This is a genomic window from Nonomuraea sp. NPDC047897 (assembly GCF_043204415.1).
Classification (GTDB): domain Bacteria; phylum Actinomycetota; class Actinomycetes; order Streptosporangiales; family Streptosporangiaceae; genus Nonomuraea.
The window spans coordinates 231,708-253,217 of record NZ_JBIDCC010000012.1; the positions used below are offsets into that span (position 1 = coordinate 231,708).

26 protein-coding genes and 2 tRNA genes are annotated in these 21,510 nt (G+C 72.5%); 7 read left to right on the forward strand and 21 right to left on the reverse strand.

What is annotated here, in order from left to right:
• Nucleotides 1-9: 9 nt before the first annotated feature.
• The 15 genes from ACGF0J_RS26815 to ACGF0J_RS26885 form a co-directional block, all read right to left on the reverse strand.
• On the reverse strand, nucleotides 10-1,392 hold the full coding sequence (locus ACGF0J_RS26815; protein WP_393149873.1) for an SRPBCC family protein: 1,383 nt from the start codon (nucleotides 1,390-1,392) through the stop codon (nucleotides 10-12).
• A gap of 6 nt (nucleotides 1,393-1,398) precedes the next feature.
• Complete coding sequence (locus ACGF0J_RS26820) at nucleotides 1,399-1,908, reverse strand: hypothetical protein (RefSeq protein WP_393149875.1); 510 nt, start codon at nucleotides 1,906-1,908, stop codon at nucleotides 1,399-1,401.
• Nucleotides 1,909-2,090: 182 nt separating this feature from the next.
• A complete protein-coding gene (locus ACGF0J_RS26825; RefSeq protein WP_393149877.1) occupies nucleotides 2,091-2,876 on the reverse strand; it encodes a trypsin-like serine protease in 786 nt (261 codons plus the stop codon).
• Nucleotides 2,877-3,019: 143 nt separating this feature from the next.
• Entirely contained in the window at nucleotides 3,020-3,943 is a 924-nt protein-coding gene (locus ACGF0J_RS26830) for a phosphatidylinositol-specific phospholipase C/glycerophosphodiester phosphodiesterase family protein (RefSeq protein ID WP_393149879.1), read from the reverse strand.
• Nucleotides 3,944-4,095: 152 nt separating this feature from the next.
• Nucleotides 4,096-4,821 (reverse strand): hypothetical protein, encoded by a 726-nt coding sequence (locus tag ACGF0J_RS26835; RefSeq protein WP_393149881.1) that lies wholly within the window; start codon nucleotides 4,819-4,821, stop codon nucleotides 4,096-4,098.
• 199 nt (nucleotides 4,822-5,020) lie between these two features.
• A tRNA-Ala gene (locus ACGF0J_RS26840) sits at nucleotides 5,021-5,093 on the reverse strand.
• 84 nt (nucleotides 5,094-5,177) lie between these two features.
• Complete coding sequence (locus ACGF0J_RS26845) at nucleotides 5,178-5,948, reverse strand: permease-like cell division protein FtsX (protein ID WP_393149883.1); 771 nt, start codon at nucleotides 5,946-5,948, stop codon at nucleotides 5,178-5,180.
• Nucleotides 5,941-6,585 carry an RNA polymerase sigma factor gene (locus ACGF0J_RS26850; protein ID WP_393149885.1) on the reverse strand — a complete coding sequence of 215 codons (645 nt, stop codon included), beginning with the start codon at nucleotides 6,583-6,585 and terminating at the stop codon, nucleotides 5,941-5,943. Before ACGF0J_RS26850 ends, ACGF0J_RS26845 begins: the two co-directional genes overlap by 8 nt.
• Nucleotides 6,586-6,680: 95 nt before the next feature.
• Nucleotides 6,681-7,217 carry a Clp protease N-terminal domain-containing protein gene (locus ACGF0J_RS26855; RefSeq protein ID WP_393149887.1) on the reverse strand — a complete coding sequence of 179 codons (537 nt, stop codon included), beginning with the start codon at nucleotides 7,215-7,217 and terminating at the stop codon, nucleotides 6,681-6,683.
• Between the two features lie 5 nt (nucleotides 7,218-7,222).
• Nucleotides 7,223-7,438: a helix-turn-helix domain-containing protein gene (locus ACGF0J_RS26860; RefSeq protein ID WP_393149889.1), complete on the reverse strand. Its 216-nt coding sequence runs from the start codon at nucleotides 7,436-7,438 to the stop codon at nucleotides 7,223-7,225.
• Nucleotides 7,439-7,509: 71 nt separating this feature from the next.
• Nucleotides 7,510-8,334 (reverse strand): metal-dependent hydrolase, encoded by an 825-nt coding sequence (locus ACGF0J_RS26865; protein ID WP_393149891.1) that lies wholly within the window; start codon nucleotides 8,332-8,334, stop codon nucleotides 7,510-7,512.
• The gene (locus tag ACGF0J_RS26870; protein WP_393149893.1) at nucleotides 8,331-9,578 is read right to left on the reverse strand and encodes a CynX/NimT family MFS transporter; all 1,248 of its coding nucleotides are present in this window, start codon (nucleotides 9,576-9,578) and stop codon (nucleotides 8,331-8,333) included. The genes ACGF0J_RS26865 and ACGF0J_RS26870 overlap by 4 nt, the downstream gene beginning before the upstream one ends.
• Nucleotides 9,579-9,719: 141 nt before the next feature.
• Complete coding sequence (locus tag ACGF0J_RS26875) at nucleotides 9,720-10,364, reverse strand: SRPBCC family protein (RefSeq protein WP_393149895.1); 645 nt, start codon at nucleotides 10,362-10,364, stop codon at nucleotides 9,720-9,722.
• Nucleotides 10,365-10,395: 31 nt separating this feature from the next.
• Nucleotides 10,396-10,776, reverse strand: coding sequence for a hypothetical protein (locus ACGF0J_RS26880; protein WP_393149897.1), 381 nt, complete (start codon nucleotides 10,774-10,776; stop codon nucleotides 10,396-10,398).
• On the reverse strand, nucleotides 10,773-11,138 hold the full coding sequence (locus ACGF0J_RS26885) for a hypothetical protein (RefSeq protein WP_393149898.1): 366 nt from the start codon (nucleotides 11,136-11,138) through the stop codon (nucleotides 10,773-10,775). The genes ACGF0J_RS26880 and ACGF0J_RS26885 overlap by 4 nt, the downstream gene beginning before the upstream one ends.
• 114 nt (nucleotides 11,139-11,252) lie before the next feature.
• On the opposite strand from ACGF0J_RS26885, the gene ACGF0J_RS26890 reads away from it, so the two are divergent.
• Complete coding sequence (locus ACGF0J_RS26890) at nucleotides 11,253-11,747, forward strand: DUF523 domain-containing protein (protein WP_393149900.1); 495 nt, start codon at nucleotides 11,253-11,255, stop codon at nucleotides 11,745-11,747.
• A gap of 4 nt (nucleotides 11,748-11,751) precedes the next feature.
• On the opposite strand, the gene ACGF0J_RS26895 is transcribed toward ACGF0J_RS26890, so the two are convergent.
• The 3 genes from ACGF0J_RS26895 to ACGF0J_RS26905 form a co-directional block, all read right to left on the reverse strand.
• Nucleotides 11,752-12,333: a TetR/AcrR family transcriptional regulator gene (locus tag ACGF0J_RS26895; protein ID WP_393149902.1), complete on the reverse strand. Its 582-nt coding sequence runs from the start codon at nucleotides 12,331-12,333 to the stop codon at nucleotides 11,752-11,754.
• A 57-nt stretch (nucleotides 12,334-12,390) separates the two neighbouring features.
• Nucleotides 12,391-13,908 carry a M20/M25/M40 family metallo-hydrolase gene (locus ACGF0J_RS26900; RefSeq protein WP_393149904.1) on the reverse strand — a complete coding sequence of 506 codons (1,518 nt, stop codon included), beginning with the start codon at nucleotides 13,906-13,908 and terminating at the stop codon, nucleotides 12,391-12,393.
• Nucleotides 13,909-14,046: 138 nt separating this feature from the next.
• A complete protein-coding gene (locus tag ACGF0J_RS26905) occupies nucleotides 14,047-14,817 on the reverse strand; it encodes a neutral zinc metallopeptidase (protein ID WP_393149906.1) in 771 nt (256 codons plus the stop codon).
• A gap of 180 nt (nucleotides 14,818-14,997) precedes the next feature.
• On the opposite strand from ACGF0J_RS26905, the gene ACGF0J_RS26910 reads away from it, so the two are divergent.
• Nucleotides 14,998-15,453, forward strand: coding sequence for a hypothetical protein (locus ACGF0J_RS26910; protein WP_393149908.1), 456 nt, complete (start codon nucleotides 14,998-15,000; stop codon nucleotides 15,451-15,453).
• Between the two features lie 12 nt (nucleotides 15,454-15,465).
• Here the strand turns inward: ACGF0J_RS26910 and ACGF0J_RS26915 are convergent, their stop codons facing one another.
• Entirely contained in the window at nucleotides 15,466-15,918 is a 453-nt protein-coding gene (locus ACGF0J_RS26915) for a hypothetical protein (protein ID WP_393149910.1), read from the reverse strand.
• A gap of 44 nt (nucleotides 15,919-15,962) precedes the next feature.
• On the opposite strand from ACGF0J_RS26915, the gene ACGF0J_RS26920 reads away from it, so the two are divergent.
• Nucleotides 15,963-16,961, forward strand: a complete 999-nt coding sequence (locus ACGF0J_RS26920) for a helix-turn-helix transcriptional regulator (protein WP_393149912.1) — start codon at nucleotides 15,963-15,965, stop codon at nucleotides 16,959-16,961.
• Here ACGF0J_RS26920 and ACGF0J_RS26925 read toward each other — a convergent pair.
• Nucleotides 16,939-17,898, reverse strand: coding sequence for a GNAT family N-acetyltransferase (locus ACGF0J_RS26925; RefSeq protein WP_393149914.1), 960 nt, complete (start codon nucleotides 17,896-17,898; stop codon nucleotides 16,939-16,941). The two genes, ACGF0J_RS26920 and ACGF0J_RS26925, sit on opposite strands and share 23 nt — an antisense overlap.
• Before the next feature lie 83 nt (nucleotides 17,899-17,981).
• Between ACGF0J_RS26925 and ACGF0J_RS26930 the strand changes: the two genes are divergently transcribed.
• The 4 genes from ACGF0J_RS26930 (at nucleotide 17,982) to ACGF0J_RS26945 (ending at nucleotide 21,283) form a co-directional block, all read left to right on the forward strand.
• Nucleotides 17,982-19,028: a MerR family transcriptional regulator gene (locus tag ACGF0J_RS26930; protein WP_393149966.1), complete on the forward strand. Its 1,047-nt coding sequence runs from the start codon at nucleotides 17,982-17,984 to the stop codon at nucleotides 19,026-19,028.
• A gap of 81 nt (nucleotides 19,029-19,109) precedes the next feature.
• Nucleotides 19,110-19,589 carry an RNA polymerase sigma factor gene (locus tag ACGF0J_RS26935; protein WP_393149916.1) on the forward strand — a complete coding sequence of 160 codons (480 nt, stop codon included), beginning with the start codon at nucleotides 19,110-19,112 and terminating at the stop codon, nucleotides 19,587-19,589.
• Nucleotides 19,586-20,536 carry a YbgA family protein gene (locus ACGF0J_RS26940; RefSeq protein ID WP_393149918.1) on the forward strand — a complete coding sequence of 317 codons (951 nt, stop codon included), beginning with the start codon at nucleotides 19,586-19,588 and terminating at the stop codon, nucleotides 20,534-20,536. Before ACGF0J_RS26935 ends, ACGF0J_RS26940 begins: the two co-directional genes overlap by 4 nt.
• Nucleotides 20,537-20,620: 84 nt before the next feature.
• Nucleotides 20,621-21,283 (forward strand): AIM24 family protein, encoded by a 663-nt coding sequence (locus ACGF0J_RS26945; RefSeq protein WP_393149920.1) that lies wholly within the window; start codon nucleotides 20,621-20,623, stop codon nucleotides 21,281-21,283.
• 64 nt (nucleotides 21,284-21,347) lie between these two features.
• On the opposite strand, the gene ACGF0J_RS26950 is transcribed toward ACGF0J_RS26945, so the two are convergent.
• A tRNA-Ala gene (locus tag ACGF0J_RS26950) sits at nucleotides 21,348-21,420 on the reverse strand.
• Between the last annotated feature and the right edge of the window lie 90 nt (nucleotides 21,421-21,510).

Consider the following 21,510-nt stretch of genomic DNA (forward strand, 5'->3'; position numbering starts at 1 on the left):
GCGCGGGCGTCACCGGCCACGGCTCCCCGTCCTGCGGCGTGCAGGCGCCTCCTCCTCGGCCTCGGCGCGGCGCCGTCGCACCGGACGTTCGGCGCCCTGGCTCCGGCTCCTGCCTCGGGCGGCCGGGGCGGCGGCACGGCCGCGGCGCGGCTTCTCCTCTTCGGGCTCCTCCTCTTCCTCTTCCGGCTCCTCCTCTTCCTCCTCTTCCTCCTCTTCGGCCTCGGCGGTCTCCCCCGGTTCCTCTTCCTCTTCTTCTTCCTCCTCCTCGGGCTCCTCCTCTTCCTCCTCCTCGTCGCTCACCTCGGCGCGCTCGCCCTCCTCGGGCTCCTCCTCCTCGCCACCCGCCTCCACGCGGTCCTCGGCCTCGTCCGCCGGCTGCTCCTCGCCGGCGCCTTCCTCGCCTTCCTCGCCTTCCTCGCCTTCCTCGGCCTCGCGCTCCTCGTTCACGGCGGTCTCGTGGTCCTTGACCACCTCGCCGTCACGGATCTCGCCGCGCCATCCGCCCTCTTCGATGTCCTCCGGATGGAGCATGACGTGGGCCATGACGTGCCGCTCGAAGTGCTTCAGCTCCAGGCGGGCCCGCCGGCCCTGCGCACGCCAGAGGTTGCCGGTGCGCTCGAAGAGTCCCTGCGGGTGGTACTCCAGGACGATGACCACGCGGGTCAGGTCCGGCGTGAGCTCGTGGAAGCTCACGGCCCCGTCCACGTAGCCCTTGGCGCCCTCCGACCGCCAGATGATCCGCTCGTCGGGCACCTGCTCGCGGATCGTCGACTTCCACTCCCGGTGCGACCAGAAGACCTGCGCCTTCCACGTCAGCTTCTCGTCGGACTCCTGGTTGACCTTCTCGACCTTCTTCATGAACTGCGGGAAGTCCTGGAACTGCGTCCACTGGTTGTAGACCACGCGGCGCGGCGCTCCCACGTCGACGGCCTCGACGATGTTGGTCAGCTTGAGCTTCTTGCCGCCCTTGCCGCTCTTGCCGCGTTTGAACAGGCTGCCGACCGCGCCCTTGAACGCGCCCGTCGCGGCCCCGGCGATCATCGATCCGGGCTTCTTGTCGGAGCCGGTGAGCGCGCTCAGCAGGTTGCCACCGCCGCCGTCGCCGTTGCCTTCGGCGAAGTCGGTGAGCCGGTCGGTGACGCCCTCGACCTTGTCCGTCACGGAGGACAGCGCCCGCTCGGCCAGGGCCAGGGCGACGCTCTGCAACGCTGATCCGAGTTGGCTCGTGAGCCCGTCCGGCAGGAGCTTCTGACCTTCGTCGGCGGCCTGCCGCCCCTTGTCCGCGGCGCTGCCGGCGGCCTGCCGGCCTCGACCCGCGGCCTGCCGACCCCGGCCCGCGGCCTGACCCGCGGCCCTGCGCGCCGACCCGGCCGCTTTCGTCACCTCAGCCATGCCAGGTCACCTCCCTGTCCGGCTCGTGCCGGCAGCGGGACGCCGGGCCCGGGTTACCGGCTTGCCGGCGCTCTTGGCGCTCTTCGCGCGGGGCTTGGGCTTCTCCTCGGGCTCCTCTTCCGGCTCTTCCTCGTACTCGTCGTAGGTGTCTTCCTCGTCGTACTCGTCTTCCTCGCCCCTGGCCCGGCCGCCCTCGGCCTCGCCGGGCTGCCGCAGCGACTCGGCACGCTCGTGGAGTCTTGAGGTCAGCGTCTCGAGCTGCCTGCTCGTCGCCGCGACGGCCGCGGCCTTGCCGACCTCCATGAGCTCCCCGCGCAGCCGGTTCGTCATCTCCTCCATCTGAGGGGACTGGCCGAGCAGCTTGATCCCGTGCTTCAGCAGCCCGCCGCTGTCGCCCTTGCGCAGGTTGCGAGCGACTCCGGCTGCTGCCAGGACTGTCGCCAAGCGCAATTTGTGGCGCCGCCCGAGGTAGTAGCCCGCGGCGAGGGCCAGCGCCACTCTGGCCCGGTCATTCATGACGTCGCTCCCCACTGTGTCGAGCACCGGCTGGCCGTCACCAGCCGATCGCCACATGCCCATGAAGGGGATAGAGAAACCAATATCACAATAAAACGGACAGACTTGCCATGTTGCAGGCTGCCGATTTACAGAGATCTTGGAGCTGTCCCGGCCCGGGTCCGGAGCCGCATAGTCGCAGGTCAGCGAGCCATCAGCACCGACTCATCAGCACGGGCGGCGCCGGGAAGGGTGACGTACGCACCGAGGAAGCGCCGGGCCGAGGCGCTGTCCAGGCGGTAGTCGTAGTTGATCCCCCTGCAGGCCTCGTCGGCTCCGCTGATCGACGTGGCCACGAGGAGGTGCGAGTCGGGTCCGCCCAGGAAGTTGGGGCCACCCGAGTCGCCGGTGCAGGTGCTGCCGTCCCCCTTGGACGTCATGAACAGATCCAGCCATCGGGGCGACAGGTCCTTGAACGAGATGGACGCCCTGCGGCGGGTGTCGGTGAAGCGGAACCGTTCCCGGCGCGCCTTCCCGGTGGGGGCGAGGGAGCCGTACCCGACGGGCGTGAAACGCGCGGACGCCAGTTTGCCCTCCGCCTCAAGGCGATCGAGCATGCCCGGCGGCGGCAACTGGGCGGGCCGGATGCCCGGGACGGGCCTGTCGAAGACGACCACGGCCATGTCGTGCAGATCCGACTTCATCCTGAACCGCGGGTCGGGGATGTACCGGCCCGTATAGAGCTTGCTCCCGGGCTCGTACCGGCTGGCGAAGGTGACCCTGGCCGTCTTCTGGCCGCGCTCCCCGCAGTGCGCGGCCGTGAGGAAGACCGTCGGCGAGACGAGCGTGCCGGTGCAGTACGTCCAGGTGTTGTCCGGGTGTGGCCGCTCGGCGACGAGAGCCCCCACTTCCGGGTGGGCCTCACCGTCGGCCAGACCGTTGGTGATGGCCGAGGCGGGCGTGGCGACGACCGACAGCGACGTAGCCACAACCAGGACAAAAGGGGCATAACGCATCCAAGAAATGTAGTCGCTCATACCCTCTGTGTGGCGCGCCGAGCAAAAGATCTACCGACGCTCACGCCGGAGGACCCCGACGGTTCGCGGCCGCGTCCGTTAGGCGGCCGCGTCCGTTAGGCGGCCGCGTCCGCCTGGCGGTGCTCGCCGTCCGTGCCGACCGACCGGGCGGCGCCATCGGCCTCCTCCGGGGCGCCGGCTGCGCGGCGGTCGCGGTCGTGGACGCGCAGGAACTGCTGGAGGCCGGCCAGGTCGTCGGTGTTGATGTGATCCACGTCCGCCGCCACGAGCTCCCGCCAGAGCGCCTCGCGTGCGGGCCCGGCCGTGTCGGGGGTGGCCCAGAAGCGCACCCGCTGCCCGTCGCGGTGCGCGGTCCGGACGATCTCCCGCAGCCGGTCCCGCTCGGCCTGCGGCATCTCGCCCTCGCCGCGCCAGGTGAAGTGGTTGGTCCAGTTGTCGCTGATCAGCGGGATCAGCGAGGCCCCGCCGAGTCCCAGGTCGCCCAGCCGGCCGTCGTAGAAGGCGTACCGGTCGCGCTGGGCGGCCATCAGGTCGCGCGGCCGGTCCCCGCTGACGACCACCGTCACGGCGCCGGGCTTCACCTTGCCGCGGTGGTAGGCGGTGAGCATCGTGCGGTACGAGCGCAGCACCCGGTCGAGTTCGGTGTAGGTGGCGGCGCCGTTGTTCTTGATGTCGACGAGCAGTTGGAGCCTCTGGCGGCTGCGGGGGTAGACCCGCCCGTGCCCCTCGCGGACGCGGCGGGCCAGCGGGGCGAGGTAGAGCGACTGGAGCGTACGGCCCGGCCGCAGATCCTCCGGGTCGTGCCCGACGCGCAGTTCGCCGTCCACGAGGTAGATGTCGGCCTCGACGCTGGTGAAGCCATGGTCGAGCGCGTCGAGGAGGGGGCGTTCGTGTTCGTAGTCGTTGTGGGCGTGGGCGCGGGCGAGTGGCTCGGCGCCGCGGGTCGTCGCCGCGGCGGGGGTCACCGGCAGCAGCAGGGCGCCTGCGGCGACCAGCACGCCGAGGGCTCGACGGAACATCACGTCTCCTCACGGAGGGGCGGGCAAAGGGCGCGTGCCACGCTATGCGCGACAGGTGTTACCGGAGTGACATTTCGCCAAATAGGCGGAGACGGTATGCGCGCCGGGCGATCCGGTGCCGGCCGGCGCGCAGCGCGCGGTCACGCCCGGGATCACTCGTCTCCCTGCCGCCACCGCTTCAGCCACGCCGCGCCCATGGCGTTCAGGCCCACACCCCAGAGCAGGAAGACGGCGATCCACTGTGCCCACATGATCGCGCTCATCTGCCCGGAGAGCAGGTTCTGGACCGTGGCGTACGGGGCGAGCCAGGCCTGGGCAGGACGAAAGCCGTCCACGGCGCCCAGCACGAACCACAAACCCATCGGCAGCACGATGCTGGCCGAGAACGCGACGACGGATGACCGCAACAGCAGGCCCAGCCCGGTGCCGACCAACCCGGCGACGACCTGCACCAGCACGCTGCCCACCACGACGGTCCCGGCGTGGCGCCACGGGTTCTGGGCGGCGGCGCCGGGGGCGACCACGAGCGTGGTGGCACAGATCAGGACCCCGGCCACGCCGATGGCGGCAGCCAGCAGCATCCCTGCCGTCAGGGTCGGCAGGACCCTGACGGTGCGGCCCGCCCGCCGCAGGTCGTGAGCCAGCCAGATGCCTTGACACGGCACGATGACCGACATCAGGCTCTGCACGAGGTGCGAGAGCGTGGCGAAGGTCAGCTCGGCGGGCCTCGCCACCGTGGTCACTGCGACGGCGGCCGACAGGCCGGCCAGCACGGTGATCGCCACTGCCCAGCGGCGGGTCCGGGTCCCGACGGCACGCCGGAGCGCACCGCCCGGGCCGGTGAACGTCTCGTCCGCGTACACCCTGTGCCGCCTCAAACCTCGCCCTCCCGTCCGTCCCTCATGAACATGATCGGCTGTCCGATCGACGAAGTCACGAGTCGATGCTCACGAACCGGCCACCAGGGGCGGAGGCCCTGACCAGAGGTGTCGCGGAACCGAGGCGGTTGCCGCACGACCCTGCGGGCGGGCACGCGAAAGGCCGCCTCCGAGAACCAGAGACGGCCTTCGACTTCGGTGGAGCTATGGGGATTCGAACCCCAGACCTCCTCCATGCCATGGAGGCGCGCTACCAACTGCGCCATAGCCCCGCGAGCCGTCGCCAAGTGTACCGGAATCCCGGCACCCGCGTGCCACGCCGCGATCCCCTCCGGCGGCGACCCGCCCGCCCCCGATCAGGGCTTCGAACGGCACTCGTCCCCGCCCGCGAACAGCCTGTGCAGGAAGCCCCGCATCGAGCACTCAAGGTCGATCGCGAAGGACATCCCCGGCAGCCGCCCGGCCGCGTCGAGGACGGTTCCCGCGTCGGCGTCCCGCTTCAGCTTCACCTCGAACGACTCCGACATGTCGGCCGCGGTGACCGTGGCCATCTTGGGCGGCGGGTAGTGGCGACGGAAACGGTCGTAGCGCTCCTGCCGGGTGACGAAGGTGACCGCCTGCACCTGCGGCATGGCCGCGAGCGCCTGCCGCGCGGCCGCCACCTGCTGTGGCGTGGCCGCCTTCCCGGTGCCGACGGCCTCCGGCGGGCCGTCGCCCTCGGGGAGGCCGCGGCCTCCGCAGTTGGGCCAGTACGAGTCGTCCCCGCAGAACCACACGACTATCTCCGGGTTCCCTTCCCGCCACGCGGGCAGCGACCCGGCTCCCGTGTACGCCATCATCATGTGCCCCTCGTCGCCGGAGTCCCGCGCGGCCACGGCCGCCATGCCCGCGACGACGACCATGGCCAGGGCGACCGTCGCCATGACGCCCCTGGTCATGCGGGACCGCGTCGTGCCCGCCCTCGCCCGTCGGACCGGCCGGGCGAACCATCCGGGGCGACTCGCCGACGGGGGCGGGGACGGTTCGCGGGTCTCGGCGAGCAGCCGGCCGAGGGCGGCGGCCACGACCTCTGGGGGCGGCTCCGGCTGGGCTCCGGCGCGGTCGCGGAGCAGCTTCATCTCATCCATCGTCACGGCCTCCGTCGCGTCGTCCGTCTGAGCGCAGGATGTCCCGAACCCGCTTGCGTGCCCGGTTCAGCCGGGAGCCGACGGTCCCGGCGGGGATGCCGAGCGCGTCGGCCACCTCGACGTAGCTGAGCCCGCCGTACGCGACGAGCAGCAGCACGTCCCGGTCGCCCGGCCGCAGGGCGCCGAGAGCGGCCGAGAGGCGGCGCTGCTGGTCGCCGGAGCCCTCGGACCGCGTGCCGGCGTCGAGGAGGGAGGCGTCGCGCGCCCGTTCCCACGTCCGGTAGAGGCGTGCCTCGTCGCGGTGATGACGCCGGATCAGGTTGGTGGCGATGCCGAACAGCCACGCCCGCGCGTCCGGGCGCGTGGTGTCGTAGCGCTCCCGCTGGCGGAACGCCGCCAGGAACGTCTCAGCGGCGACGTCGTCCGCCGCGGCGCCCAACCGGGCGGCGGCGTAGCGGTGGATCGTCGTGAAGTGCCTGCGGAAGATCTCGGCGAACCCCTCGGGGTCGCCGAGGGAGCGCAGGATCACCTCGGCGTCGGTGTCGTGGGGTGATCCGGCGCCACCCGTGCCGAGCCGGGGGGTGAAGACGGGGTCCGGCAGAACGGGATCCGGAGGGTGACCCCTGCTGAGTCTCATGCGGGAGGTGCCTTTCGTCGGGCAACGGACACCGTTATTGCCCGCGCCCGCCCGCTTTCTTCACGGCTGTCTTCACGACTGTCTTCACGACGGCTTCAGGCCGCGCGGCGTACCGGCATGCCGGTCTCGCGGACGAGCGCACACAGGTCCACGCCGGTGGCGCGCAGAATGCGCGCGGCGCCGTTCGAGCCGTCGGCGAGCAGGCCCCACAGCAGGCTCTCCCCCGTGACCGGGCCGGGCCGCCGCAGCGCCTGCGCCACCTCGACGGCCTTGCGCGCGTGCATGGCCAGCGGGATCGCGCCGAGCGGCCCGTACAGGGTCACCCGCAGCGGCCTCAGCCGCGAGCGGGTCAGGCGCCAGCGGGTGGGATCGCCGGTGCCGGGGCGGATGCGCCGGCGCACCTCGGCGAGGTCGATGCCGAGCGTGGCGAGCAGCGCGTGGGCGTCGCCGGTGTCCACGTGGCCGCGGACGGCCTCCGGGGTGGCGGTGAACGCGTCGAGGGCGAACGGCCGGGTCTCGGCGAGCGCGAGCAGCAGCAGGTCGGTGCTCAGGGTGGGCCGGCCGGCGTCGAGGGCCAGCATGCCGGCCCTGACCATGGTCCGTGTGGCGGGCTCGGTGAATCTGGTGAACACGTGCGTCACCTTCCGATGCGGCGGGCGTGCTTGCGATGGGCGGACTGCCGTTTCACCCCGAGCGCTTCGGCGATCTGCTCCCACGACCAGCCCTGGGAGCGGGCGTTGGAAACGTGCGCGGCTTCGAGCTCCTCCAGCAGCGTCCTGAGGGCCGCGACCGCGGCCAGCCCGACGCCGGGGTCGCGGTCACCGGCCGCGCGGGCCAGCTCGGTGGCGTTCATGCTGTCAGCATGAACTGACAAGCACCCGCTTGTCAACACATGCTGACAGGCATCCGGAGGCGGTCGGCCGGTCAGGGCGTAGCGGTGGTGCGCATGGTGAGGGTCGCCTCCTCGCGGGACAGCGCGACGGTGACCGCGCCCAGATCGGAGGTGCGCGTGACGTGCGTGCCGCCGCACGGGATCGACACCTCCCCCTCGGGCAGCGCGCAGTGCCAGGTACGGCGGGCGGCGAGGAGGGGGCCGGGCACGTCGATCCGGACGGGCGACCCGGCGGCCACCCAGGATGTGAGCCGTTCGTTCACGTCCGCGGCCACCCGGTCGAGGTCCAGCTCGTCGCCCGCGAAGCCCTTCTTGCGCAGCGACTTGCCGAGCCGGTAGACGTCCACGCTGCCGTACGGCGTGATGCGAGAGGAGGTGATCGCGGCCTGGTCGAAGTCCGGGTGCCCGAGCCCGTCTCGGGTGGCCTCCTTGCGCCAGTGCCCGGCGACGGCGGCGTTCAGGGCGAGCGCGGCGAGATGGCAGGCGGTGTGCCCGGCCGACAGCGCCGCCCGGCGACCGGCGTCGACCACGAGGTCCACCGTCTCCCCCACCGGGAGCGGGGTGTCGGTGACGTGCACGACCAGCCACTGCCAGCCCTCGGCGCCGCGCCGTACGGGGATGTCCGGCCCCAGGCGCAGGCCCTCCTGCTCTGTCCAGGCGCCCGTCACGCAGTCGACGACGGGGAGCCCGCCGAGCGTGCCCAGGTCGGCCGGCTGGTCGGGCCAGGTGTGGTCGAGCGGGTGGAACGGGGTCTCGGCGACGACGAGGCCGTGCCGGGCCCCCACCGGCACGACCCCGACGATGTCCGACCGGCCGGTGACATGACCGTTCGGGAAGGTGACGACTGTCGAGTTCACGCCGCCATCTTGCCAGCACCGGCGAAGTCGCGCGGCTTCGCGTCGCGCTCGTCCTCGAGGAACCGGTCCCGTCCCGCGTACAGGCCGGTGTAGAGCTGCGCGGCCAGGACGGCGAAGAGCAGGACGTACGGCAGCGCCCAGCCGCCGCTCAGGTCGTGCAGCACGCCGACGGCGAGCGGCCCGGCGCCGGCCATGAGGTAGCCGGCGCTCTGCCCGAAGGCGGACAGCGCGGCCGTGGTCTCGGCGGTGCGGGTGCGCAGCGCCAGCATCATGAGCGCCAGCGGGAACGAGCCCATGCCGACCCCGACGAGCACCACCCAGACCATCGCGGTCGAGGGGGGCGCGAACCACAGCCCGAGGAACCCCACCGCGTAGAACGCCACCAGGCCGGCCACGACGGGCCGCTGGTCGCGAAAGCGCGCGGTGACCAGGGGCACCAGGATCGAGATGGGGATGCTCAGGGCGGTGAAGACGCCGAGGATGACTCCGGCCTGCCCGGTGCTGTAGCCGGCGTCGGTGAGGATCGTGGGCAGCCAGCCGAACATGACGTACGCGATCGTGGACTGGGTGCCGAAGTACACGGCGACCATCCAGGCGAGCCTGCTGCGGGCGAGCCGGCGCAGACCGGTGCCCCGCCGGGCGTCGCCGCGCTCGGGCTCGCTGCGCAGCAGCCCCAGCCACGGGACCGCGGCGACGGCGGCCAGCGCGGCCCACACGCCGAGCGCGATGTGCCAGTCGCCCGACGCCCGCTCGATGGGCACCGTGGCGGCGGCCGCCAGCATGGTGCCCGCGGCGAGGGAGGTAGTGTAGACGGTGGTCATGACCCCGGTCCGGGCCGGGAAGTGGCGCTTGATCAGCGTCGGGATGAGCACGTTGCCCACGGCGCCGCCCGACAGGGCGAGCGCGCTGCTCAGCAGGAAGACCGTCGCCGAGCCGACGACCGACCGCACGAGCATCCCCACGCCGAGCGTGACGAGCGCGAGCAGCAGCAGGCGGTGCTCGCCGATCCGGAGCGCCAGGGCGGGCGTGACCGCGCCGACCGTGGCGAACGCCAGCACGGGGAGCGTGGTGAGCAGCCCGGTGCCGACGCTGGTCATGCCCAGGGCGCCGGCGAGCTGGTCCAGCAGCGGTCCAACGCTGGTGACGGCGGTGCGCAGGTTCAGGGCCGCGAGGACGATCCCCAGCACGAGGAGCCAGGCCAAGGGCCTGGTCCGGTCCCTGGACTCGGGGGCGAGCGCAGTCATGCGGAGTCAATCCTTCGGTCATGGGGTCATGGGATGACTCGCATGCTAACAGGCCCTAAATGGTGTTTTATTCCTGGCACATGGCGGAGCCCCCGATTTCTCGGGGGCTCTTCGCGCCTGATGTGACGCGCCTCTCAGCGGCTAGAGAACCGGGCGCGGACCCTGCGGCGGCTCGTCCCGCGTGGGGATCGGGCCGGGCGGGGGCAGCGTGGAGCCGCCACCCGGAGTGCCGCCGGGCGTGAGGTCCGGACCGCCGACCGTCCCGGGAGGCACGTTCCCACCGGTGCCGGGCGGCACGGCGCCGCCGGCGTCGTAGCCGGAGCCGTGCTGGTGCGGGCCGGGCACGTCGCCCCGCCAGGCGCCGGTCTCGCCGCCGCGCGACTCGATGAACGTCTTGAAACGCTCCATGTCGCCACGGACGCGCAGGCGGACGAGCTGCAGCCAGTCACCGGCCGTCTCGAGGAAGCCCTCGGGGTCGTACTCCATCTGGAGCGTGACCTTGGTCGTCTCGTCGTTGAGCCGGTGGAACGTCACCACACCGGCCTGGCGCGGCTTGTCGGTCGAGTGCCAGGCGATGCGCTCGTCCGGATGCTGCTCGGTGATCTCCGCGTCGAACTCGCGCCTGACCCCCGCGATCTCGGTGATCCAGTGGGTGCGCGTGTCGGTTAGCTGTTTGACGGACTCGACGCCTTCCATGAACTCGGGGAAGCTCTCGAACTGGGTCCACTGGTTGTAGGCGACCCTGATCGGAACGTTGACGTCTACGGAATGCTCGATCGTACTCATGGCAATGCTGACTGCCCCGCCGGATCCGCCTCTAACGTCGGCGCAGCAACCAGTAGAGGCCGACCAGCGGCAGCACCAGCGGAATGAACAGGTAGCCCTTGCCGTACGCCGACCACACGGTCGCCTCGGGGAAGGCGGCCGGGTCGAGCAGGCTGGCCGTGCCGATGACGAGGACACCCGCCAGCTCGACGAACAGCGCCGCCAGCGCGAGCCGCCGCGCGCCACGCACCAGCGCGACGGTGAGCAGCACGTAGACCAGCGCCGCGAACGCCGACAGCGAGTAGGCCAGCGGCGCCTCCTCGAACCTGGTGACGATCTGCACCGTGGCCCGCGCCCCGGCGGCCAGCGCGAACAGCCCGTAGACGGCGACCAGCGCGCGGCCCGGCCCGGTGCCCAGCGACGGCACGCTCACGCCACGCCCTGCCAGATCTGCAGCAGCCGCGCCGTCATCACCGCGATCGCGAATCCGGCCACGGCGAGGATCGCCGAGCCCCACCGGCTGCGCTCGGCCAGCGCCAGGAAGACCCCGGCGGGCGGGATGAGGGCCTGGCCACCGAGATAGCCGAAGAGCGTGCCCCTGGACACGCCGGCGCCCTCGCCGCCCGCGACGGCCGCGATCACGATGCCGGCCTGGACCAGCACGGCCACCTCAAGCAGCGCGAAGCCGACGAGCAGGATCATGCCCATGGCCCGGTCCCGGATCGCCGTGACGAGGCTCGCCAGCGCGAGCAGCAGCGACCCGGTGATGACGATCGTGGCGACGGTGGTGTTCATCAGCGCAAAGGCTATCGTCCGCGGGGGCCGCCCCCTGATCCCGCCGACGCTGTCCTGCCCGGCGGGATCACGTCGGCGGGGTCACGTCGCGTGGCCGCCCGTAGGATCGAAGGTGTGGAGAGGATCCTGGTCAGCGCGTGTCTGATGGGCCGGCGGGTGCGCTACGACGGCGGCGCCAGGACGAGCGCCGACGCGCGCCTGGCCGCCTGGCGCGAGGAGGGCCGGCTGGTGCCGTTCTGCCCCGAGGTGGAGGGCGGGCTGCCGACGCCGCGGCCGGCCGCCGAGATCGAGGGCGGCGCGGGCGGCGCCGCGGTGCTGGCGGGCGCGGCCCGCGTGCTGGCCGCCGACGGCTCCGACGTGACGGCGGAGTTCCTGGCGGGCGCGCGGGCGGCCCTCGCGGTCGCGCGGTCGTTCGGGATACGGCTCGCGGTGCTGAAGGAGGGCAGCCCGTCGTGCGGCGCGCTGACCGTCTACGACGGCACGTTCCAGGGACGGCGCACCGCCGGGCAGGGGGTCACCACGGCACTGCTGGAGGCCAACGGCATCCGCGTCTTCACCGAGGACCACCTCGCCGAGGCCGCCGACCACCTGCGGGCCCTGGAGCCGTGAACCGTCACCCGGCGGGCGGCGGCAGCACCCGCCTGACCAGCCGGATCGCCTCGTCGATGGTCTCCGCCGCCTCGCGCGCCGACTCGCAGACGGCGACCTCGCGGCCCGCCTCGCGCATCATGGTCGTCAGCAGCACGACGAGCACGTGGCTGCGCCGGGTGTCGTCCAGACCGAGCAGCCGCTTGTTGCCGCCGATCCAGTCCCACCCCCGCTGCCGGCGCAGCGCGTCGAACTCGGCCGGCCCGTCGCTCTCCAGGAACAGCCGGGCCAGATCGCGGTCCTCCCACGAGCCTTCGAGGTAGGCGCGCGCCCCGGCGAGGAACCGCTCACCGCTGCTCCCGGCCGCCCTGGCCGCCCGGGAGGTGCGTTCCTGCTGGGCGCGCACGAACTGTTCCCACAGGGCGAGGAACAGGCCCGGCTTGCCGCCGAAGTGGTGGTAGATGCTGCCCACGCTGATGCCCGACGCCTGGACGATGTCGGCCACGGTGGCCTCGCCGTACCCTCTGGCCGGGAAGACGTCGCGGGCGGCGCGGAGCAGCGCCTCGCGGGTGCTGGTGGACCGGCCCCAGCGGCGGCTGCCGCTCATCGGTACTCCCACGTGTCGGTGCGCTGCCGCGCCGGTGAACCGGCACAGGGGCGGTCGCTACGGGCGAGTGATCGTCACGTCGTCCACGCCTGCTTCCACCAGGCTGGCGGTGGCGGCGTCCGCGGCCTCCACGAGGATGCGGACGCTCTGCCCGGCGTAGGCGGAGACGTCGGCCGTGGCGGTGCTCCACGCGCCGTCACGGTCGGTGGCCGCGCCGGCCTGGCTGAGCACCGTGGTGGCGCCGCCACCGCCGACGATCCGGACGCGGAGGAAGTCGGCGCTCGAAGAGTTGCTGCCGTGCGCGAGATACCAGGCCAGGGTCAGCCGCAGCGGCCCGCCGGACGGCAGCGCGATCTCCGGCGACCGGATCGACGTGGTGCCGCCGTCCACGTCGTGCGCGCCCGCGCCGGAGCCGGCGAGCCGCCCGGTGACCAGGGCGTTCACGCCGCTCACGGTGGTGCCGAGCTGCTTGGCGCCGCTGGAGCTGGTGGGCTCGGGGTCGCCGCGCTCCCACTGGCCGCTGGTCGCGGTGTCGGTGCCGTCCGGGTCGGCGGTCCAGGCCGGCGTGCCGGTCTCGAACGTGTCGGCCCACACCGTCTGCGGCGGCACGGCGGTGCCGAGCGTCCACACGGCGTGCGCGACGGCGTCGGCGTTGCGGTCCAGCGCCGTGTCGTCGATGTTGGCCGTCGTGTCGCAGGAGCGGTGGTAGCACCGGTCGAACGCCTGTCCCGCTGTGCCGCCCCACAGTTGCGCCTGGGCGCTGGTCTTGGTGCCCTCCGCGCCGGTGAACGTGCCGCCGGCGGGGATCCCCGCGCTGATGAACGGGCCGTAGTCGGAGCGGCCGTCGAAGTCGGTGCCCCGGGTGGGGACGCCGATCGAGGTGAAGTACGACTGCAGGACCCGCTCCAGCTCGGCGGAGCCGGCGGGCCCCGGCCCGGCGCCGACGCCGTCGGAGTCGTCACCGTCGTAGACGAAGTAGCCGGCGTTGGGCGAGCCGACCATGTCGAAGTTCAGGTACGCCTTGATCTTGGCGCGTTCGGCGGCGGGGAGGGTGTTCACGTAGTGCCGCGAGCCGCGCAGGCCCAGCTCCTCGGCGCCCCACCAGGCGAACCGCAGGTGCTTGGTCGGCCGCAGCGCCTGCCGCGACACCTCCAGCGCCACCTCCAGGATCGCCGCCGACCCCGACCCGTTGTCGTTGATGCCCGGCCCGGCGGTGACGCTGTCCAGGTGGGCGCCGGTCATGACGATGTCGCCGGGGTCCCCGCCGGGCCAGTCGGCGATGACGTTGTAGCCGGTGGCGCCGTTGTAGGTGAACGCCTGGAGCGTGGTGGTGAAGCCGGCGGCGTCCAGCCTGTCCTTGACGTAGGTGGCGGAGGCCAGGTAGCCGGGCCGGCCGTGGGCGCGGTTGCCGCCGTTGGCGTTGGCGATCGTCTGCAGCTGGGCGAGGTGGGCCTTGACGTTCGCCAGCGGGATGTCGGGTGGTGCCGCGAGGGAGGTCGCCGCGCTCGCGGGCGTCGCCGGGGTCAGCGCGACGACCAGCGCGAGAGCGGCCAGGAGGGCGTGGAGCTGCTTCATGGGTCCTCCGCTGGGGTGGGGACGAAGGAGTGCTCAGCGGGAGCGGCGGGCGCGCCGCTCCCGTGGATCCATGCGCGCTGCCCGAACGTAACGAGCCACGCTCACCTTGAGAAGACCCAGAAATCAGGAAATATGGTGTTAGGCGACCTTCGTGGAGGACGCGACCCACGTGTTGCACGAGCCCGGGTCACCCGTCGCATACCCGGCCCTCAGCCACGCCTTGATGCTGGACGTCTTGCCGGACCAGCCGTCGCCGTCCATGAGGCCGAGGAGCTGCTGCCAGTCCCTGGAGTGCCTGCCGTCCAGCGGCCAGACGCTCTTCAGGAAGGCGCCACCCAGGCATTCGGCCTGGAGGTTCAGGCGCCGCGTCTGCTCCATGTCCTCGGCCGTGCTGCGGTACGACAGCTTGTCGTACGCGGCGCTGATGCCACTTTGGTTCTGCACGTGCATGCCGTACATGGACGAGGCCACGTAGGCGAGCCACAGGTCGTGCGGCTCGCTCAGCCACGACCTGCCGAGCTGGATCATGAGAGTGTTGTTGTTCCCGCAGTAGTAGGCCTGCGAGTTCGACTTGCCCGTGATGAATCCACACCACTTCTTCGGCGTTTTGGTGACGTGCTTCACGCGAATTTTCTTGAACGGCAGCCCGGCACCGGTGAGGTGCTGCTGCCACGTGGCGTCAAGACACTCGACAATGCCGTCGAGATACGCCTTGGCCGAAACGCGGTCATTGGCCCGCACTTTCTTTTCGGCGCAGGTCGTGGTGGGCAGGGCACCCGCCCCGTACAGGGCGTTCTTGGTGAGGGTGGCGTTCTTGACGGGGTAGGCGGTCTGCGCCGCGGCCGCGCCCGGACTCGCGAGGGGGATCAGTGCGGCACAGGCCAGCACCGATAAAGGGCGGATTCTCATGAGCCGCGAGAATAAGCCCCCGGTCGGGCGGTCGCAACTCGGCCATTCATCGTCACCGAACGTCGACCGCCGTTGACGATGGTGAGTCATTTCATATGTCGGGCCCGCCGCTCACGTGTGGCGGAGTACGGCCGGGGTGCGTAACGTACCGTCGGTGGATCTCTACCGGAGGCGGTTGATGTGAGCATGGCCTACACCCTCGTCAACGTCCTGCTCAGCCTGGCCGTCGCCGTCCTGCTGGTCGTGGGCGTCATCCTCATGGCGCGGGGCCGGAGGGAGCACGGCACGGCGGCCGTGCTGGGCCTGTGGGGCTGCGTGGTGCTGCTGATCGGTCTGATCCTGGGCGTCGTGCGCAGCTTCACCCTGCCCATGGTGGCCGATGCCGTGGGCTCGCAGTCCCTCACGGTCGTCCTGCTGGCCGAGAACGCGCTCCAGACGTTGCTCACCGTCGTCGGCACCGGGCTGCTGATCTGGGCCGTGATCGCCCGCCGCCCCCCGAGCCGGGCCCCGGGCTCGGGACCTGCCCCGGACCCGCGGCAGCCGGCCTGGCAGCCGCCGCAGGCCCCACCGCCCCCCTACCCGTACCCGCAGCCCCCGCAGCAGCCCGGCCGGCAGCATCCGCCCCAGCCCTCCTGAGCGGCCGGGTGGTCACGCGCGGGTGAAGTCCATGGTCCAGTTGGTCTCCCAGGTTCGCTCGTCGTCCACCGAGAAGGCCTGCTCCCACCGGCAGGAGTCCGGTCCGTGCACCGTCCAGACGAACCTGCAGCGCACCGGCGTGCCCTCGTGGGAGTCGTCGGCGTAGAACTCGCCCCTGGGCCCGTCGAAGCGGCCGACCATGGGTGGCAGGTCGAGCACGCCCCGCGCGCTGCTCGCCCAGTAGATCGACCACAGTCCGGTGGCCGGGTCGTGAAGGCGGAGGGTCAGCCCGGAGAAGCCCTTGGTGGGGAAGACGATCTCGTCGAAGTTCGCCGCCCCGTCGAAGTGCCGGGTGCTGATCGTGGTGCCGGGGAACTCGTCCCACTCGTCACTGCCGGACAGCGGTTTGACGAGCCTGCGGTTGAGGACGTTCCAGGCGCCGATGAAGAAGTCGAAGTCGTTCATGGGGAGACCGTAGGCCGGGGTCACTGACAGGTAGTGTCAGTGGAATGCGCGCTTCCCGGCTCGTCTCGATCCTCCTGCTGCTGCAGACGCGCGGGCGCATGACCGCCCGGGAGCTCGCCGACCGGCTGGAGGTCTCGGTCCGGACGATCTATCGAGACGTCGAGTCGCTGCACTCCGCCGGCATCCCCCTGTACGGCGACGCCGGCCCCAGCGGCGGTTACCGGCTGCTCGACGGCTACCGCACCCGGCTGACCGGGCTGACGAACGACGAGGCCGAGTCACTGTTCCTGGCCGGACTCCCGGGCCCGGCCGCCGAGCTGGGCCTGGGCGCGGTGGTGACCGCCGCGCAGCTCAAGCTGATGGCCGCGCTGCCCGTGGAGCTGCGCGACCGGGCGGGCCGTGTCCGGGAGCGCTTCCACCTGGACGCCCCCACCTGGTACCGCGACCAGGAGCCGGTCAGCCACCTGCCCGCCGTGGCCGACGCGGTGTGGAACGATCGGGTGCTTCAGGTGAGATACCGCCGCTGGCGGGCGCCGCAGGAGGTGGAGCGGCGGCTGGAGCCGTACGGGCTGGTCGTCAAGGCGGGGCGCTGGTATCTGGTGGCCCGGTCCGATCGCCACGTGCGCACCTACCGGGTCTCTCAGATCCTCGCCCTGCACCCGCTCCAGGAGCGCTTCACCCGGCCCGCCGGGTTCGACCTGGCGGGCTACTGGCAGGCGTACCTGGCCGAGTTCGAGGAGCGGCTGCGCCGGGGCGAGGCGGTGGTGCGGCTGTCTGCACGCGGGCTGGAGCTGCTCGGCAACCTCATGACGCCCGGTGTGGTGGCCGCGGCCAGGGCGAGCGCCGCGCCGCCGGACGCCGAGGGCTGGACCCGGGTGACCGTGCCGATCGAGTCGGTCGGCCACGCCACGGGCGAGTTCCTGCGGCTGGGAGCCGAGGCCGAGGTGCTGGAGCCGGACGAGCTGCGCCGCGCGATCGCGGTGACGGCCGCGGCGGTGGCCCGCCGCCATGGCGGTGACGCTAGCCGCCCTGCCACCGCATGACGTCGAAGCGCCGGGTGACGCCGTAGCCCGCCCGCGCGTACAGGTGCCCAGCGGAGCTGGTCTCCCCCGTCCACAGGAACCACGACGAGTGCAGCCCCTCGGCGCGCATCATCGCCATGGTCAGGTGGAGCAGGATCTTGCCCAGCCCGGAGCCGCGCTCCGCCGGATCGACGCCGAACGGCCCGAACCGCTCAGGAATCCCGCGATAGGCCCCGTAGGCGGCAAATCCCACTATGCGGCCCTTTTCTGCGATGATGAGCCGGTCCGGGTTCGGATGGCGCCTGATCGCCTCACCCCAGTCCGGGCTGAACGCGCTCGCCGCGAACCTGACCAGCTCCGGCAGCTCGCCGTCCAGCGGCGCGCGGAAGGCGTACCCCTCACCCTCCCGCCTGGCCCGCAGCTCGTGCACGTCGTCCGGCGTCAGGTAGCCCACGAGCGTGCGGTCCATGGCGACCGGCGAGTACAGCCGCTCGAACCCCGCCCGGCGCAGCAGCCCCAGCCCGCCCGGATAGAGCTGCGGATCGATGCCCGGCAGCACGTAGTGCGGCGTGTAGCAGGCGAAGTCCACCCGCGTCCTGCCGTGCGCCGTCAGGAACGCCACCGCCTCGTCGAGCAGTCTCCGCCCCAGCCCACGTCCCCGGTGCTCCGGCACGACGAAGAAGAACGGGATCCAGCCGGTCCCGGGCTCCAGGTCGGCGCCGGGCGCGATGGGGACGAGCCTGCGCACCGCGTACGCGCATCCGGCCACCCGCCCGTCCACGACGGCCACCCGCAGGCCGTCGGGGTCGAAGTTCGGGTCGAGCAGCACGCACTCGCGCAGCCACGCGCGGGTGGTGGGGTCGGCCGGCATGCTGCGGTTCCAGCTCTCGACCAGGGCCGCCTCGTCGCCCGAGGCGAACCCGCGGACGGTGACGTCCTCCTGGCGGCATGGGTCCATGGGCCAACCCTCGCAGAAAGATCATCGTTGCCCCAACTTGCCGTAACGGTTCCGTGATCTCACGGGTGGCCGGTTTGACCCGGATGCAACCGCCCGGCGGCGGCGTCCGGAAGAATGACCAGGAGCAACGCGAGGGGGCGCACCGCGTGGAGGAGACCGGCTCGGTGACCACCGAGGAGGAGCCGGGGTACGGCATCGGCGCCGTGTCCCGGCGGCTCGGCGTGCCCGCCCCCACGCTGCGCACCTGGAACCTCCGCTACGGCATCGGCCCGAGCCGCCGCAGCCCCGGCGGGCACCGCCGCTACGACCGGGCCGACCTGGCGCGCCTGGAGGAGATGAACCGGCTCATCCACGCGGGCGTCCCGCCCGCCGACGCCGCCCGCCAGGCCCTGCGCCTCCGCGTCCCGGCCGAGGCCGCCCCGCCCGAGACCCCCTCGAAAGCCGCCCCGCCCGAGACCTCCCCGACGGCCGCCCCGTCGGAGCACTCCTCGAAGGCCGCGCCGCCCGAGGTTCTCGGGCCCCACGTGCCGTCGGCCGCCATGCTGGCCCGCGCCGCGCACGCCCTCGACGGCCGCACCGTGGCCGAGGGCCTGACGGCCGCGCTGACCCGGCTCGGCGTCGTGGGCGCCTGGGAACGGCTGGTCCGCCCGGTCTTCGCGACGATCTGCCGCCGGCAGGAGGAGACCGGCGCGGGCGTGGACGTCGAGCACCTGTTCTCCGACCGGCTGCTGGCGGCCCTGCTCCCGTTGGGGGCCCGCCCCGACCATCCGGTGAACCCCCGTCCGGTCCTGCTGGCCTGCGCCGAGGACGAGCAGCACAGCCTGCCGGTCCACGCGCTGGCCGCGGCGCTGGCGGGCGAACGCGACGTGGACTGCCGAGTGCTGGGCGCCCGCACCCCGTACCCGGCGCTGGCGGACGCGATGCGCCGCCTCGGGCCCGCGGTCGTCTTCGTCTGGTCGCAGACGCCGGCCACCGGCGACCCCGCGCCGCTGGCTGCTCTGCCGGCGTCCCGCCCGCCCGCCCGGCTCGTCGTCGGCGGCCCGGGCTGGGCTTCCGGCCTGCCGCGCAAGGCCGTCCGGGTGGACTCGCTGCCGGACGCCGTCGCCCGGATCACCGCGACACTGGACTGATCTCCCCGCCCTTGGTTGCCCGGTCTCACGCGGAAGGCGTTGAATAAGTTTTGAAGAGGTTATCCGTGGAAGGAGGGGGCGATGGAATCGCTCACCGCGTGCTACCGCACCCACGCACCGCTGGTCCGCTCGTACCTGAGGCGTTTCGTTCCGACCGCGGACATCGACGACCTGACCCAGGTGGTCTTCCTGGAGGCCTGGCAGTCCCGGCACCGCTACGACCCGGCCCGCAGCCCGCAGGCCTGGCTCCTCGGCATCGCGCACAAGCGGGCCGTGGACCACCTGCGCGCCCGCCGCCCGGCCACGGTCCCGCTGGAGGCCGTCGGCGAGCCCGCAGGGGACGACGGCCGGGCCGACAGCGATGGCCTGGCCCGGCGCGACCTGGTCCACCGGGCGCTGTCCGAGCTGCCCGCCGCCCAGCGGCAGGCCATCGAGCTGGCCTACTACGGCCAGCTCACCCAGCGCGAGATCTCCGAACGGCTGCGCGTGCCGCTCGGCACGGTGAAGGCCCGGACCGCCCGCGGCCTGCACCGGCTGTCCGGCCTGCTGGAGCCGGCATGACCAGGCCCAGGGTGGCGGTGTCCAGTTGCCTGATCGGCGAGCCCGTCCGCTACAACGGCGGCCACAGCCGGGACCGCTTCCTGTCCGGCCCGCTCGACCCGCACGTCGACTGGGTGCCGATCTGTCCCGAGATGGAGGCCGGGCTGGGCACGCCGCGCGAGACGCTGCGGCTGGAGCGCTCCGCCGCCGGTCCGCGCCTGATGACCCGCACCACCCGCGCCGACCTCACCGACCGGATGACCGCCCTGGCAGCGGCCCGCGCCGCCTCGCTCGACGTGGACGGCTACGTCTTCAAGTCGCGCAGCCCCACCTGCGGCGTCCACGGCATCCCGCTCTACCCCGGAGCCGACGGCCCGCCCGTCGACCGGCGCCGTCGAGGCGTGTTCGCCGCCCGGATCGTCGACGCGCACCCGCTGCTGCCCGTGGAGGACGAGGGCAGGCTGAACGACGCCGTGCTGCGCGAGGCGTTCGCGGAACGGGTCTTCGCCCATGCCCGGCTGCGCGAGCTGCTGTCCGGCGGCTGGCGGCCGCGCGACCTCGTCGGCTTCCACGCCCGGCACAAGATGCAGCTCCTCGCGCACGACCCGGTCGGCTACCGCGCGGCGGGCGCCCTGGTGGCCCGGGCGGGAGCGCGGCGGCCCGCCGAACTGGCCGCGGACTACGCCGAGGCGTTCCGCACCGCGCTGTCGAGGAAGGCCGGCCCCGGCCGGAACGTCAACGTGCTGCACCACCTGCTGGGCATGGTCCCGCTCGACCGGTCCCGCCGCGACCACCTGCTGGAGGTCATCGAGGCGTACCGGGCCGGGATCGTGCCGCTGAGCGTACCGGCGACGCTGCTGCGGCACGACGCCGAGGCCGAGGGACCTGCCGCCGCCTACGTCCGCGCCCAGACCTTCCTCGCCCCGTACCCGGAGGAGCTGCGGCTGCGGCACCACGTCCCGGCGTGACCTGCGCCTCCCCGCCAAGGGGAACCCGAGGCCCCCGCCCGTACGTCCTCACCGTGTACACCGTCATCAGCGGAATGGGGCCACATGCGCAGCGCGCTCTTCGGAAACCTGGACTCCCAGCAGGTGCCCGGCACCTTCGCCCTGCAGAACTCCAAGATGCTCGTCGTCCACCTGCCTCCGGAGGTGCTCGCCCGCCAGGGCTCCATGGTGGCCTTCCAGGGCCAGATGGACTTCAGCTACGAGGGCGGCGGCGTCGGCAAGATGTTCAAGAAGATGGTGACGGGTGAGGGCGCGCCGCTCATGCGCGTCACGGGGCAGGGCAGGTTGTTCCTCGCCGACAACGCCGACGACATCCACCTGTTCTATCTGGAGAACGAGGCACTCACCGTCAACGGCCGCAACCTGCTCGCCATGGACGCCCACCTCACCTGGGACATCCAGCGGGTGCAGGGCGCGGGCGTCGCGGCCGGCGGCCTGTTCAACATGACCCTCAAGGGCACCGGCTGGGTCGCGGTCACCGCGCACGGCACGCCCGTCCTGCTCGACGCCGCCCAGGCGCCGACCTACGCCGACGGCCAGTCGGCCGTGTGCTGGAGCGCCGGCCTGCACGTGGGCGTCAACCGGACCTTCAAGGCCGGCGCGCTGATCGGCCGGGGCAGCGGCGAGGCCATGCAGCTCGCCTTCCAGGGGCAGGGGTTCGTCCTGGTGCAGGCCAGCGAGGGCCCGCCGGTCATCCCCAGCCAGTGACCGGCCGGTCACCCACGGCGCCAAAGGCCGCTTCCGACGCTCCGGAAGCGGCCTTCGAGGTGGGTGGAGCTATGGGGATTCGAACCCCAGACCTCCTCCATGCCATGGAGGCGCGCTACCAACTGCGCCATAGCCCCTGGTCACCGCTTCGAGCCCGCTCGAAGACGGCGCTCGGGAAGCATATAGCCATCCGTACGAATCACCTAATCGACCGAGCCGGCCCGTAC